Source organism: Lentzea sp. CC55 (assembly GCF_021056325.1).
GTDB lineage: Bacteria > Actinomycetota > Actinomycetes > Mycobacteriales > Pseudonocardiaceae > Lentzea > Lentzea jiangxiensis.
The window spans coordinates 19,131-33,461 of sequence record NZ_JAJCXE010000036.1; the positions used below are offsets into that span (position 1 = coordinate 19,131).

Below are 14,331 nucleotides of genomic sequence, written 5' to 3' on the forward strand. Positions count from 1 at the left end.
CTACGGGCGTTCCTGCTGCTTCGACGCGAGTCTGCCGTCGCGGAAGCACAGCTTGTACTGCAGCTCCGCGTTGTGCGAGGTCCGGAACCGCGAGCAGCCGTCCACGCCCAGCTGCCCGACGCCGAACTGGTCCATGACCTCCTGCTCGGTCGTCACGCCCACCTTCAGCGAGTCGAAGTAGGGGGCGTTCATCTGAGTGGGGTTGAGCAGCGCGAACAGGAGCAGGAGCAGCAGCGCGGCCACGATCGGCAGCAGCGCCAGCAGTCCCAGGCAGCCGCTGCCCAGCACGCGGGGCACGGTCAGGACCTCGGCCGCCAGCGGAGGCGGGACCTCGGCGGCCTCGGGGGCCGTCTGGTCCGCCTGCGCCGCCGGGTGCAGGGGGACGTCCGCCGCGACCCGGAAACCGCCCTCGACCGGCGGTCCCGCGCTGAACGAGCCGCCCAGCAGGCCGACGCGCTCCTCGAGACCGACGAGTCCGCGCCGGGTGCCCTTGCCGCGGGGCGCGGTGAAGGGGCCGTTCACGACCTGGATGCGGGCACGGCCCGCTTGGACCGCGACCAGGACGCGCGTGCGGGCACCGGGGGCGTGCTTGTGGACGTTGGTCAGGGCTTCGCGGACGACCCGGTGCACCGCGCGCCGGGTGCGGGGGTCGGCGCCGTGCAGGTCGTCGCCCGACCAGTCGAGCGAGACGGCGATCCCCGCGGTCGCGGAGCTCTCGACCAGGGCGGCGATGTCGGACCTCGTGCCGGTGTCCTCGTCGAGCGACTCGGGCTCCGGGCTGGTCCGCAGGACGCCGAGGATCTCCCGCAGCTCGGCCATGGCGAGCGAGGACGTCGTGCGGATCAGCTCGGCCTGTTCGTGCAGCTGGGGTGCTTTGGTGGCCGTCGCCAGCTCCAGGGCGCCCGCGTGGATCGAGATCAGGCTCAGGCGGTGGCCGAGCATGTCGTGCATCTCGCCGGCGATGTGGGCGCGTTCCTCGGAACGGGCCGACGCCGCGGTGAGGGCCCGTGCGCGTTCCAGGTACTCGTTGCGTTCGCGCAGGAGGCGGACCATCGGCCTGCGGCGGCCCAGCAGCATCCCGGACACGGCGGGGAAGACCACGAAGAACGCCGACCCCAGGAACGCGCCGAGCACCGTCTGCCACAGCGGGGCGTCGTCGTAGACCTGCAAGAGGCTGAAGGCGGTCTGCAGGACGACCGTCGCGCCCAGCAACGCCCACAGCCTGCCGAGCCGGGGCACGCGCCGGGACGCGGCGAACACCACGAACGCGGTGGTGGCCATCGCCCAGAGGTTGTTGACGGCGAAGAGCGGCGCCGTGAGCAGCAGCACCCACTCCGGCTTGCGCGGCGTGAACCACACGAGGGTGGCGATCCAGAGCGCACTGGTGGTCGTCACCGCCGGGTGGGGGACCGGGGCCAGCGGGGCGACCAGCGGCACGAGCCCGACGACGAAGGCGAGTGACGGCCAGACGAACCTCATCGGGCGAGCTCCCTCTTCGTGGTCAGCAGGCCGGTGTCGTTGTCGAAGCACAACTCGACGTCCCGGTCGTCCGAGTCGCGCAGGTGGTAGCGGTAGCAGCCGGCGTTGCCCGACAGCACGCCGAAGCCGAACGTCTCGGTGATCTCCTCCTCGTGCGTGACCGACACCTGGAAGGCGGCGTACTCCTGCGCGCTGATCTCGCCGCTGATGAAGATCGCGACGACGAGCAGGACGAACGCCGTGCCGAGGGCCGGGATGACGGCGAGCGTGCCGAGGCAGCCGCTGCCGATCACGCGCGGCACGGTGAGGACGTCGGCGGTGATCGGCGGAGGCGCTTCCCGGACGGCGCCCGCGACCGCCGTCTCGTCCTGCACCACCGGGTGCAGCGGCAGGTCGGCCGTCACCTGGAAGCCGCCGCCGACGGTCACCCCGGCGAGGAACGTCCCGCCGATGAGCGCGACGCGTTCCTCCAGGCCGATGAGGCCCCGGCGCGTGCCGCCACCCCGGGGTTCGCCGCTCGGGCCGTTGACCACGTCGACCCGCACGCGTTCGGCAACGGCCACGGATACGCGCGTGCGAGCTGACGGCGCGTGCTTGTGCACGTTCGTGAGTGCTTCGCGCACGACCCGATGCACCGCCCTGCGCAGCCGTGCGTCGGCATCGGTGAGATCAGGACCGGACCAGTCCAAGTGGACGGCGACACCGGCCGCGGTGGACGCCGCGACGAGCCGTTCGACGTCCTGACGCGTACCGGCGTCCTCGTCGGCGTCGCTCGCAGTGCCGAGCACACCGAGGATCTCGCGCAGTTCCTCCATCGCGACGGTGGAGGTCTTGCGGATCAGCTCGACCTGTTCGCGCAGCTCGGGCGCCTGCTCGGCGGCGGAGCGCTCCAACGCGCCCGCGTGCGCGGCCAGTTGCCGGAGCCGGTGGCTGAGCATGTCGTGCATCTCGCTCGCGATGTGCGCGCGGGTGGCGGACCTCGCGGTGTTGGCGGTCAGCACGCGCGTCTGTTCGAGGTAGTCGTTGCGCTCCATGAGCACCTGGGTCAACGGCTTGCGGCGTCCCACGAGCGCACCGGCCAGGGCGGGGAAGAGCAGCAGGAACGTGACGGTGAACGCCGTTCCCAGCAGCCACTCGGCCAGGCTGTCCCCGGCGCGCGACGCGTGCACGCCGCCGAACGCGGCCTGCAGCACCGCGCTGAGGCCGACCAACGCCCACAGGTGCCGCGCCGACCGCTCCGACCGGGTGGCGCGGAAGATCACGAGCGTGGTCGGGGCGATCGCGAGCAGGTTGTTGACCGCGTGCAGGGGAGTGGTGAGCACGACCGCCCACCTCGGCCGGCGCGCGCTGATCGGCACGAGGGCCCCCGCCCACACCGCCGACGCCACGATCAGCCACGGTTCGACCGGCCTGCCCAGCGGCGCCACCAGCGACACGAGTGCCAGCAGGAAGGCGCCGGCCGTCCACAGCCCGTCGCGCACCCTCACGTCCACGCTGATCATCATGGTCGACCGGCCGGGACACCCCCAGCGCCAGGTGGCCCCGATCGCATGGCCGGGTGGCCACAGTCGGTTGAGTGAGTTTGCATGACCGTGCATAATCATGCGCATGACAGTGAGGATCGCGGTCGCGGGCGCCAGCGGGTACGCGGGTGGCGAGCTGCTCCGCCTGCTACTCGGCCATCCGGACATCGAGATCGGCGCGCTGACGGCGAACAGCAGTGCCGGTGACAGCCTGCTGAAGCACCAGCCGCACCTCCTGCCGCTCGCCGACCGACGGCTACAAGACACCACAGCCGAGACCCTCAAGGGCCACGACGTGGTGTTCCTCGCACTTCCGCACGGCCACTCCGCCGCGCTCGCCGAGCAGCTGGGCGACGACACCGTCGTGATCGACTGCGGTGCCGACCACCGGCTGACCAGCGCGGACGACTGGAAGCGGTGGTACGGCGGCGAGCACGCGGGCACCTGGCCGTACGGGCTGCCCGAGCTTCCCAACGGGCGGGACGCTCTCGTCGGCGCACGCCGCGTGGCCGTCCCCGGCTGCTACCCGACCGTCTCCTCCCTGGCACTCGCACCGGCCGTGGACTTCATCGAGGACGAGGTCGTCATCGTCGCCGTGTCCGGCACGTCCGGCGCCGGCAAGTCGCTGAAGCCGAACCTCCTCGGCTCCGAGGTGATGGGATCCGCGAGCGCGTACGGCGTCGGCGGCGCGCATCGGCACACGCCCGAGATCAAGCAGAACCTGAGCGCCGCGGCCGGCCGTCCGATCGGCGTCAGCTTCACGCCGGTGCTCGCGCCGATGTCCCGCGGCATCCTCGCCACCTGCACCGCGCAGCTCAAAGACGGCGCAAACGTTCGCGAGGCCTACGAGAAGGCGTACGCGGACGAGCCGTTCGTGCACCTGCTGCCCGAAGGTCTCTGGCCGACGACGAACGCCGTTCTCGGTTCGAACGCCGTCCAGCTGCAAGTCACCGTCGACGCCGACCTGAACCGGCTCGTGGTCGTGGCCGCCGTCGACAACCTGGCCAAGGGCACCGCCGGTGCCGCTGTCCAGTGCATGAACCTCGCTCTCGGACTGCCGGAAACGACCGGCCTCTCGACCGTTGGAGTCGCTCCGTGAACCGCAACAAGGGCGTCACCGGCCCCGGGGGCTTCCGGGCCGCCGGGATCGCCGCCGGGATCAAGGGGTCCGGCGCGCTGGACCTGGTGCTCGTCGTCAACGACGGGCCGTCCGACGCCGCCGCGGGCGTCTTCACCACGAACAAGGTGAAGGCCGCGCCGGTGCTGTGGTCGCAGCAGGTGGTCCAGTCGCGACGCCTCACCGCGGTCGTGCTCAACTCCGGCGGCGCCAACGCGTGCACCGGTCCCGAGGGCTTCCAGGACACCCACGCCACCGCCGAGAAGGTCGCCGAGGTGCTCGGCACCGGCGCCGTCGACGTGGCCGTGTGCTCCACCGGCCTGATCGGGGAGCGCCTGCCGATGGACAAGGTGCTCGCCGGCGTCGAGAACGCCGCGAAGGAGCTGGACTCCACCGTCGAGGCCGGCCTGAACGCCGCCACCGGCGTGATGACCACCGACAGCCGTCCCAAGCAGTCGTGGAAGGCCTCCGGGCAGGGCTGGTCGGTCGGCGGGTTCGTGAAGGGCGCGGGCATGCTCGCCCCGAACCTCGCGACGATGCTGTCGGTGATCACCACCGATGCGAAGGTCTCCGGCGAGCAGCTCGACCGGGCGCTGCGCCTCGCGACCTCGCGGACGTTCGACCGGCTCGACGTCGACGGCGGCACGTCCACGAACGACACCGTTCTCGTGCTGGCCTCGGGTGCTTCCGGCGTCGAGCCTTCGTTCGACGACTTCGCCGCGTTGCTGACCGAGGTCGCGGGAGACCTGGTCAAGCAGCTGCAGGGCGACGCCGAGGGCGTCACGAAGGAAATCAGCATCACCGTCCGGCAGGCCGCCACCGAGGCCGAGGCCGTCCTCGTCGGACGGACGGTCGCCGAGGACAACCTGGTGAAGACCGCGTTGTTCGGCAGCGACCCGAACTGGGGCCGCATCGCGATGGCGCTCGGCCGCGCGGACGCCGAGATCGACCCGGATGTGCTGCAGATCCTGATCAACGGGGTGTCGCTCTACCGCGGCGGGACGCGCGACCGCGACCGTTCCGAGGCGGACCTCTCCGGCCGGGAGATCGAGATCGTCATCGACCTCAACGTCGGCGACGCCGAGGCCACCGTCCTCACCACCGACCTGTCCCACGACTACGTCGAAGAGAACAGCGCTTACTCCTCATGAACGCACAAGAGAAGGCGGCGGTCCTCGTCGAGGCGCTGCCGTGGCTGGAGCGCTTCCGCGGCGCGCTCGTCGTCGTCAAGTACGGCGGCAACGCCATGGTCGACGACGAGCTGAAGAAGGCGTTCGCCGAGGACATGGTGTTCCTGCGGCTGTGCGGCCTGCGCCCGGTCGTCGTGCACGGCGGCGGCCCGCAGATCAAGTCCATGCTGGACCGGCTCGGCATCCACAGCGAGTTCCGCGGCGGCCTGCGCGTCACGACGCCGGAAGCCATGGACGTCGTGCGGATGGTCCTGGTCGGGCAGGTCGGGCGCGAGCTCGTCGGCCTGATCAACCAGCACGGCCCCTACGCCGTCGGCCTCTCCGGCGAGGACGCGCACCTGTTCACGGCCACCCGTCGCGGGGCGGTCGTGGACGGCGAGGAGGTCGACATCGGCCTCGTCGGCGACATCACCGAGGTCAACCCGGACGCGGTGCTCGACATCGTGCGCGCGGGCCGGATCCCGGTCGTGTCTTCCGTTGCGCCGGACATCCACGGAGTGCCGCACAACGTCAACGCGGACACGGCAGCCGGCGCTCTCGCGGTCGCTCTCGGCGCGGAGAAGCTCGTCGTGCTGACGGACGTCGAAGGCCTTTATGCGAACTGGCCGGACAGGTCGTCGTTGCTGAACCAGGTCCGCGCCTCCGAACTGGAGAAGATCCTGCCGGACCTGGAGAGCGGCATGGTGCCGAAGATGGAGGCCTGCCTGCGCGCGGTGCGCGGCGGCGTCCCGCAGGCGCACGTGATCGACGGCCGGCTGGCGCACAGCGTTCTGCTCGAAGTCTTCACCTCGGAAGGTGTGGGCACCATGGTGTTGGGGGACGGCAAATGACCACGCGGTGGCAACAGTCCATGATGGACAACTACGGCACACCCTCGCTGCAGCTCGACGCGGTGAGGGCGCGCACGTCTGGGACGCGGAGGGCAACCGGTACGTCGACCTGCTGACCGGTCTCGCGGTCAACGCCCTCGGCCACGCGCACCCGGCGATCGTCGAGGCGGTCTCGACGCAGATCGCGAAGCTCGGCCACACCGGCAACCTGTACGTCAACGAGCCCGCGCTCAAGCTCGCCGAACGCCTGCTCGACATCGCGGGCGAGCCCGGCAAGGTCTTCTTCTGCAACTCCGGCGCCGAGGCCAACGAGGCCGCGCTGAAGATGGCGCGCCTCACCGGCCGCACCAAGGTCGTCTCGACGATCGGCGGGTTCCACGGCCGCACGATGGGCGCGCTGACGCTGACCGGCCAGGAGTCCAAGCGCGCGCCGTTCGCGCCCTTGGTCCCCGGCGTCTCGCACATCCCGTTCGGCGACGTGGCGGCGTTGGAGGCCGCGATCGACGACGAGACCGCGGCGTTCATCGTCGAGCCGATCCAGGGCGAGCAGGGCGTCGTCGTCCCTCCGGCCGGCTACCTGCAGGAGGCCCGCCGGATCACCGCCGAGCACGGCGCGCTGTTCGTCCTCGACGAGGTGCAGACCGGCATCGGCCGCCTCGGCACCTGGTTCGCGTTCCAGCAGGCCGGGATCGTGCCGGACGTCGTCACGCTGGCCAAGGGCATCGGCGGCGGGCTGCCGCTCGGCGCCACCATCGGGTTCGGCGCGGCGGCGGAGCTGTTCAAGCCGGGCCACCACGGCACCACCTACGGCGGCAACCCCGTGTGCTGCGCGGCCGGGCTCGCGGTGCTCGACACGATCGCCTCGGAAGGCCTGCTGGAGCACGCCTCGTCCGTGGGCAAGGAGATCGCCGCGGGCGTGGAGGCGTTGCACCACCCCGCCATCTCCGGAGTTCGGGGAGCCGGCCTGCTGCTCGGCATCACGCTGCGCGAGGCGGTCTCGGCGAAGGCCGCGGCGGCCGCGCAGAAGGCCGGTTACCTGATCAACCCGATCCAGCCCGACGTGCTGCGGCTCGCCCCGCCGCTGGTGCTCGAGACCTCCGACGCGCAGGCCTTCGTCGCCGCGCTCCCCACCTTCTTCGAGGAGACGCCGTGAGCCCGAGGCACTTCCTGCGCGACGACGACCTGACCACCGAGGAGCAGGCCGCCGTCCTCGACCTCGCCGACACCTACAAGGCGGACCGGTTCACCGCGAAGCCGCTGGCGGGCCCGAAGTCCGTCGCCGTGATCTTCGAGAAGAACTCGACGCGCACGCGGTTGTCGTTCGAGGTCGGCATCGCCCAGCTCGGCGGCAACCCGGTGATCATCGACGGCCGCTCGATGCAGCTGGGCCGCGAGGAGACCATCGAGGACACCTCGCGGATCCTCTCCGGCTACGTCGACGCCGTGGTGTGGCGGACGTTCGCGCAGGCGCGCATGGAGGCGATGGCCTCCGTGTCGCGCATCCCCGTCGTGAACGCGCTGACCGACGAGTTCCACCCGTGCCAGGTCCTCGCGGACCTGCAGACGATCCGCCGCCGCTACGGCAAGCTGGCCGGACTGACGCTGACGTACCTGGGCGACGGCGCCAACAACATGGCGCACTCCCTGCTGCTCGGCGGCGCCACGGCCGGCATGCACGTCCGCATCGGCGCTCCCGCGGGCTTCGTGCCGAACCCGCAGTTCCTCCAGGACGCCAAGAAGCGCGCCGCCGAGACCGGCGGTTCGGTGGCGCTGATCAGCGACCCGCTGGCGTCGGTCGACGGCTCGGACGTGCTGGTCACCGACACGTGGACGTCGATGGGCCAGGAGAACGACGGCAAGGACCGCGTCGGCCCGTTCCGCCCGTACCAGGTCAACGCCTCCCTGCTGGCCGCCACCGGCAAGCAGGACTCCACGGTGCTGCACTGCCTGCCCGCGCACCGCGGCTGGGAGATCACCGACGACGTCCTCGACGGACCGCAGTCGCTCGTGTGGCAGGAAGCCGAAAACAGGCTGCACGCGCAGAAGGCGCTCCTCGTGTGGTTGCTGGAGCAGTCGTCATGACTCGCACCGCACGTCAGGGCCGCATTGTCGAGATGGTCAGCCAGCTCGTCATCCGCAGCCAGTCCGAGCTCGCGAAACTCCTCGCCGCCGAGGGCATCGAGGTCACCCAGGCCACGCTGTCGCGCGACCTGGACGAGCTCGGCGCGGTGAAGCTGCGAGGCCCCGACGGCGGCGCGCCGATCTACGTCATCCCCGAGGACGGCAGCCCCGTGCGCGGCGTCCAGGGCGGCACGACCCGCCTCGCGCGCGTGCTCGGCGAGCTGCTGGTGTCGACGGACTCGTCGGCCAACCTGGCCGTCCTGCGCACCCCGCCCGGGGCCGCGCAGTTCCTCGCCTCCGCGCTCGACCGGGCGGCGTTGCACGAGGTCGTCGGCACGATCGCGGGCGACGACACGATCCTGGTCGTGGCCCGCGAGCCGATGACCGGCGCCGAGCTCGCCGAGCGGATCGCCGCGCTGGCCACGGGTTCCGGCGATGAATGAGCCCGTGCACGCCGTCCTGACGTTCGACGCGGGTGTGCCCGTCGCGGTGGACGGCGAGACCGTGTCCGTCGCCGAGGCCGTCCGCGAGCTCAACTTCCGCGCGGGCGTGGTCCGTTCCAGCCTCGGGTCCGTGGCCGTGCGGGTGGCGCGGATGGCGCTGCCGTCGGGGTGCGGCGAGGTCGACGTGTCGCTGTACGAGGGCCGCGTGGTCGGACTCGTGGCCCGTTCGGAAGAATCGCTCTACGACTTCGCTAGCTGAAAGTTGCGTGTGATGAGTTCTTTGTGGGGTGGCCGGTTCGAGTCGGGACCGGCCGAGGCGATGGCGCGGCTGTCGCTGTCGACGCACTTCGACTGGCGGCTCGCGCCGTACGACATCGCGGGCTCGCGCGCGCACGCCCGTGTGCTGCACGCCGCCGGTCTGCTGACCGACGACGAGCTGGCCGGCATGCAGAAGGCGTTGGACGAGCTCCTCGCCGACGTCGAGTCCGGCGCCTTCACCCCCGTGCTGGAGGACGAGGACGTCCACACGGCGCTGGAGCGCGGCCTGATCGACCGCGCGGGCACCGAGCTCGGCGGCAAGCTGCGCGCGGGCCGTTCCCGCAACGACCAGGTCGCGACGCTGTTCCGCATGTGGCTGCGCGACGCCGCCCGCCGCGTCGCCGCCGGTGTGCTCGACGTCGTCGACGCACTGGCCGCGCAGTCGGAGACGCACTTCGGCGCCGTCATGCCGGGCCGCACGCACCTGCAGTCCGCCCAGCCCGTGCTGCTCTCGCACCACCTGCTGGCGCACGCGCACTCGCTGCTGCGCGACGTCGACCGCCTGCACGACTGGGACAAGCGCGCCGCGTTCTCCCCGTACGGCTCGGGCGCCCTCGCCGGCTCGTCGCTGGGCCTCGACCCGGCGAAGGTGGCCGCGGACCTCGGCTTCTACGCGCCCGTCGAGAACTCCATCGACGGCACCGCCTCCCGCGACTTCGCCGCCGAGATCGCGTTCGTGCTGGCCATGATCAGCGTGAACCTCTCCCGGATCGCCGAGGAGGTCATCATCTGGACCACCGCCGAGTTCCGCTTCGCGGTGCTCGACGACGCGTGGTCCACCGGCAGCTCGATCATGCCGCAGAAGAAGAACCCGGACGTCGCCGAGCTCGCGCGCGGCAAGTCCGGCCGCCTGATCGGCAACCTCGCGGGTCTCCTGGCCACGCTGAAGGCCCAGCCGCTCGCGTACAACCGCGACCTGCAGGAGGACAAGGAGCCCCTGTTCGACTCGGTCGAGCAGCTCGAGCTCCTGCTGCCGGCGTTCGCGGGCATGGTGGCGACGCTCAAGTTCGACGTCGACCGCATGGCGTCGCTGGCCCCGGCGGGCTTCACCCTGGCCACGGACATCGCGGAATGGCTCGTGCGCCAAGGCGTTCCGTTCCGCGTGGCCCACGAGGCCGCCGGCGCGTGCGTGCGTGCCGCGGAGTCCCGTGGCGTCGGCCTGGAAGACCTGACCGACGACGAGTTCGCCGCCATCTCGCCCGCCCTGACGCCGGACGTGCGCTCGGTGCTGACCGTCGCGGGCTCGATCGCCTCCCGCAACGCCCAGGGCGGCACGGCGCCGTCCCGCGTCCGCGAACAGCTGGACGCCCTCGTCGCGAAGGCTGCTTCCGCACGTGAGTTCTAGGCTGCTGACCAGGGAGGAGCTGGCCATCGACCCGGTCGATGCCGCCCGGCTCCTCCTCGGCTCGTACCTGGAGGCGGGCGACGTGCGCGTGCGCGTCGTCGAGGTGGAGGCGTACCGGGGCGGCGACGACCCGGCGTCGCACTGCTACCGCGGCAAGACCCCGCGCAACGAGGTCATGTTCGGCCCGGCCGGCTTCCTGTACGTCTACTTCGTGTACGGCATGCACTTCTGCGCCAACGTCGTCTCGCTGACCGACGGCGTGCCGGGCGCGGTCCTGCTGCGTGCGGGCGAGGTGGTCGCCGGTGAGGACGTGGCGTTCTCCCGCCGTCCCGCGTCGCGCTCGGCCGCCGAACTGGCCAAGGGACCCGCACGGCTGTGCAAGGTCCTGGGGCTGGACCGGTCGTCGAACGGCCTCGACCTGACGTCGGCTGACTCACCCGTGCGGCTCTACGCGGCCGATGAACCGGCTACCGACGTGCGTTCCGGTCCTCGCGTCGGTGTCGCAGTGGCGATGGACGTGCCGTGGCGGTTCTGGATCGACTCTCCGGCCGTGTCGACGTACAAGAGAGGCGGCAAGCGCCGCACCTCAGCGTGACAACCTGTCCAGCGCCGCCTTGAACTCCTGCTCCAGAGCCGGGTCCACCTCGAACACCAACGGCACCGTCATGTCGATGTGCTCGCCGGCGGTCAGCCGTTCGACCAGGGTGTCCGCGACCTCGCGCAGGGCCTGCGCGACCGCGTGCATCGCCCGCAGCTGCTGGTCGGCGAACCGCGCCTGGACGCGCGCCGCCGTCCGCGCCGGCTCGCTCGCGTAGCTGGTGCCGTGGATCTCGCGGGCCCACTCGAGGATCTCGTCGAACGTCCGCACGAACAGCCCGCCGAGGTGCACGATCCGGTCCGGGTCGCCCGGCACCCCGGACCGCCCGAACGCGGCCTCCTGCGTGTCCGCCGTGAAGACCGTGTCCACCGCGACCTTGATGATCTCGCTCAGCAGCACGTTGCGGTCGCGGATCAGGTCGACGCCGTTGCCGTGCTCGACCATGCCGTTGCGCGGCGCGTACCGCAGGAAGTGCTCCCAGTACTTCGACTCCAGCTCCGCGAGTCCTTGCGCCACAACGGTCACGTAGAGCAGGTACTCCCAGCCGCGCGGCTTCTCGCGTGCCAGCGCGGCCACCGACTTGGGCGTGATCGGCGTCCTGGCGGTGAACTCGGCGCGGTGCTGCGCCAGCTTCTGCACGACGGCGTCCGCGATCGTGCCGGCGTCGTGGACGCGCAGGTCCAGGTACGCGATGGTGGGGGAGAGCCCGGGAACCTCGGTGTCGTCGACCCGGATCGGCAGCACGTACTCGGTGTGCTGCTCCACCGCCCGCCCGAAGGCGGCACGGCGTTGCAGGCGCGCCCACTTGTCGACGTAGTGCTTCGAGCTGAACAGGAGCACGTACCTCGCCCGTTGCGTGAACGCCTGCGAGAAGTACTCCACGAGGTCGACACCCCACTTCTCGGCCTCGCGCTCCTTGTCGTGGAACAGCGCGACGCCGAGGTCCTTCAGACGCGCGACAACGGGGAGGACCAGGTGCTGGTCCTCCCCGGCGTAGGACAGGGCGACGTCGAACTCGTACTCGTCCACGCCGCCATTGTCTTAGTGCCGCACAGTCCTGCGGTACCAGGCGCGCCGGTGACCCGACGGCAGCGCGACGCGCGTGATCAGGTTCGTCAGCAACGCGCCGATGAGCAGCCACAGGAGAGCTGCGAGGCCCTCGTTCAGAAGGGTCGCCACGGCCGGAGTGCTGGAGGTGAAGAGACCGTCCAAGCCGAGGGTGATGCCGTCCGCCCAGCCCGCGACGAACTGGAAGAACCCGTTGCCGGCGTTCGCCCCCGCGATCACGAGGAAGATGTGGACCAACAGCACGATGGCGAACGTCCAGCAGATGAGGTCGATGATCGCGCAGACAGTCCGCACCGTCCGCACCTTGCGGTAGTCGTCGTCTCGCTCGACCACCTCTTCCACGACCGGATCGTCCATGCGCTGCATGTGCACCGGCTCGTTCGCGTACGGCATCCGCTGGGTGGGCCGCCGTAACTCGTCACGTGGCTCCGTCATGGCGTGTTCGTACCCGTTCCGGCACCGGGTCGAAACCCGTTGGACCAGGTGAGGGACAATGAGCGTCGTGAGCGAGCACATCCTTGACGAACTGTCCTGGCGCGGCCTGATCGCGACGTCCACCGACCTCGACGCGCTCCGGAAGGACCTGGACGCCGGCCCGCTCACCCTCTATTGCGGTTTCGACCCGACGGCGCCGTCGCTGCACGCCGGCAACCTGGTCCCGCTGCTCATGCTCAAGCGCTTCCAGATGGCGGGGCACCGGCCGATCGTGCTGGCGGGCGGGGCGACGGGCATGATCGGCGACCCGCGCGACACCGGTGAGCGGACGCTGAACTCCCTGGACACCGTCGCCGAGTGGGCCGGCCGCATCCGCGGCCAGCTGGAGCGGTTCGTCGAGTTCGACTCCTCGCCCACGGGCGCGGTCGTCGAGAACAACCTCGACTGGACCGGCCAGATGAGCGCGCTCGAGTTCCTGCGCGACGTCGGCAAGCACTTCTCGATCAACGTCATGCTGTCGCGGGAGACGGTGAAGCGCCGCCTCGAGACCGACGGCATGTCGTACACCGAGTTCAGCTACCTGCTGCTGCAGTCGAACGACTACCTGCGGCTGCACCGCAAGTACGGCACCGCGCTGCAGGTCGGCGGCTCGGACCAGTGGGGCAACATCGTGGGCGGGGTCGACCTGATCCGCCGCGTCGAGGGCAAGCACGTCCACGCCCTGACGGCCCCCCTGGTCACCGACGCCGAGGGCCGCAAGTTCGGCAAGTCCACCGGTGGCGGCAACGTGTGGCTCGATCCGGAGCTGACGTCGCCGTACGCCTGGTACCAGTACTTCGTGAACGCCGGTGACGCCGACGTCCTGCGGTACCTGCGCCTGTTCACGTTCCTCACCCGCGACGAGCTGGACGAGCTGGAGAAGCAGACCGCGGAGGCGCCGCACCTGCGGGCCGCGCAGAAGCGGCTCGCGCAGGAGTTCACCGACCTGGTGCACGGCGAGCGCGCGACGCAGCAGGTCATCCTCGCGTCGTCGGCGCTGTTCGGCCGCGGCGAGCTGCGCGACCTGGACGCGTCGGTGCTGGAGGCGGCGCTGGCCGAGGCGCCCAAGGGGCAGGTGCGGCTGGCGGACGAGCCGACGGTCGTCGACCTGCTGATCGCGTCCGGCCTGGCCGAGAGCCGGGGTGCCGCGCGGCGCACCGTCAACGAGGGCGGCGCGTACGTGAACAACGCGAAGGTGACCGACGAGGAGTGGAAGCCGGCGTCGTCCGACCTGCTCCACGGCAAGTGGCTGGTGCTGCGCCGGGGCAAGCGCAACAACGCGAGCGTGCACGTGGAGCTCTGACCTGCGCGTATTGGTCGTAGGAGGCCGCCGGACCCACCTGGGTGCGGCGGCCTCCTACGTTTCTTGATGTGATCGCGGTCACAGTGTGCGCGGGTTTGTGCTGCGATAGCGTGGTCGGAGGGTCCTGTATGGGGCTGCTGACCTGCGGTTTTCTGGCCGCGGGGAGCTGTGTCGCCCCCGATTTGACCCCCAGTTGGCGTGCGTGTAACTTTCTCCATGTCAGCGAGGAACGGGCCGGGAACACCGGAACGGAGCGCGACACAGGTCACGAACCAAGCTTCCACGGACTGTGGTAGAGTGGGTGACCTCGAAACGACGAAGACCCAGCCGGTAGCTCTTCTGAGCTCAGAGGCCAAGGGCGTCGGAAGTTTCAACCAAAAAGCTTCAGTACGACACAGCCTCGGATCGAGTCGCCGTGCGGCGGATCGTGATGATGAGCGCGTGTTCTTTGAGAACTCAACAGCGTGCCGATAACACAGCCAGTAATATGAATATCTCTCGTCAGAGATATTCCTTTGAGAG

General features: G+C 70.6%; 13 protein-coding genes and 1 pseudogene. 10 read left to right on the forward strand and 4 right to left on the reverse strand.

All coding sequences use genetic code 11. The features are described 5' to 3' along the window. Together L6E10_RS26530 and L6E10_RS39925 are read right to left on the reverse strand one after the other, a co-directional pair. Positions 1-1,479 carry a sensor histidine kinase gene (locus L6E10_RS26530; RefSeq protein ID WP_236222482.1) on the reverse strand — a complete coding sequence of 493 codons (1,479 nt, stop codon included), beginning with the start codon at positions 1,477-1,479 and terminating at the stop codon, positions 1-3. Next, a complete protein-coding gene (locus L6E10_RS39925; protein ID WP_236222483.1) occupies positions 1,476-2,972 on the reverse strand; it encodes a sensor histidine kinase in 1,497 nt (498 codons plus the stop codon). The genes L6E10_RS26530 and L6E10_RS39925 overlap by 4 nt, the downstream gene beginning before the upstream one ends. A 115-nt stretch (positions 2,973-3,087) precedes the next feature. Between L6E10_RS39925 and argC the strand changes: the two genes are divergently transcribed. From argC to L6E10_RS26580, 9 genes and pseudogenes are all read left to right on the forward strand, one after another. Continuing rightward, a complete protein-coding gene (gene argC, locus L6E10_RS26540) occupies positions 3,088-4,101 on the forward strand; it encodes an N-acetyl-gamma-glutamyl-phosphate reductase (RefSeq protein ID WP_236222484.1) in 1,014 nt (337 codons plus the stop codon). Then, positions 4,098-5,270, forward strand: coding sequence for a bifunctional glutamate N-acetyltransferase/amino-acid acetyltransferase ArgJ (gene argJ, locus L6E10_RS26545; protein ID WP_236222486.1), 1,173 nt, complete (start codon positions 4,098-4,100; stop codon positions 5,268-5,270). The genes argC and argJ overlap by 4 nt, the downstream gene beginning before the upstream one ends. Next, positions 5,267-6,139 (forward strand): acetylglutamate kinase, encoded by an 873-nt coding sequence (gene argB / locus L6E10_RS26550; protein WP_236222488.1) that lies wholly within the window; start codon positions 5,267-5,269, stop codon positions 6,137-6,139. Before argJ ends, argB begins: the two co-directional genes overlap by 4 nt. After that, positions 6,136-7,292, forward strand: a pseudogene (locus tag L6E10_RS26555) (acetylornithine transaminase). Before argB ends, L6E10_RS26555 begins: the two are co-directional and overlap by 4 nt. After that, the gene (gene argF / locus L6E10_RS26560) at positions 7,289-8,221 is read left to right on the forward strand and encodes an ornithine carbamoyltransferase (protein WP_236222490.1); all 933 of its coding nucleotides are present in this window, start codon (positions 7,289-7,291) and stop codon (positions 8,219-8,221) included. The pseudogene L6E10_RS26555 and the gene argF overlap by 4 nt, the downstream one beginning before the upstream one ends. Further along, the gene (locus tag L6E10_RS26565; RefSeq protein ID WP_236222492.1) at positions 8,218-8,703 is read left to right on the forward strand and encodes an arginine repressor; all 486 of its coding nucleotides are present in this window, start codon (positions 8,218-8,220) and stop codon (positions 8,701-8,703) included. The genes argF and L6E10_RS26565 overlap by 4 nt, the downstream gene beginning before the upstream one ends. Then, positions 8,696-8,962 (forward strand): argininosuccinate synthase, encoded by a 267-nt coding sequence (locus tag L6E10_RS41270; protein ID WP_143022553.1) that lies wholly within the window; start codon positions 8,696-8,698, stop codon positions 8,960-8,962. The genes L6E10_RS26565 and L6E10_RS41270 overlap by 8 nt, the downstream gene beginning before the upstream one ends. Before the next feature lie 12 nt (positions 8,963-8,974). Continuing rightward, positions 8,975-10,366 (forward strand): argininosuccinate lyase, encoded by a 1,392-nt coding sequence (gene argH / locus L6E10_RS26575; protein WP_236222494.1) that lies wholly within the window; start codon positions 8,975-8,977, stop codon positions 10,364-10,366. After that, the gene (locus tag L6E10_RS26580; RefSeq protein ID WP_236222495.1) at positions 10,356-10,961 is read left to right on the forward strand and encodes a DNA-3-methyladenine glycosylase; all 606 of its coding nucleotides are present in this window, start codon (positions 10,356-10,358) and stop codon (positions 10,959-10,961) included. Before argH ends, L6E10_RS26580 begins: the two co-directional genes overlap by 11 nt. Here L6E10_RS26580 and L6E10_RS26585 read toward each other — a convergent pair. Then, positions 10,953-11,993, reverse strand: coding sequence for a TIR domain-containing protein (locus L6E10_RS26585; RefSeq protein ID WP_236222497.1), 1,041 nt, complete (start codon positions 11,991-11,993; stop codon positions 10,953-10,955). The genes L6E10_RS26580 and L6E10_RS26585 overlap by 9 nt on opposite strands. 12 nt (positions 11,994-12,005) lie before the next feature. Continuing rightward, a complete protein-coding gene (locus tag L6E10_RS26590) occupies positions 12,006-12,467 on the reverse strand; it encodes a hypothetical protein (RefSeq protein ID WP_236222499.1) in 462 nt (153 codons plus the stop codon). Between the two features lie 67 nt (positions 12,468-12,534). Here L6E10_RS26590 and tyrS point away from each other — a divergent pair, with 67 nt between their 5' ends. Beyond that, the gene (gene tyrS, locus L6E10_RS26595; protein ID WP_236222501.1) at positions 12,535-13,809 is read left to right on the forward strand and encodes a tyrosine--tRNA ligase; all 1,275 of its coding nucleotides are present in this window, start codon (positions 12,535-12,537) and stop codon (positions 13,807-13,809) included. The last annotated feature ends 522 nt before the right edge of the window (positions 13,810-14,331 follow it).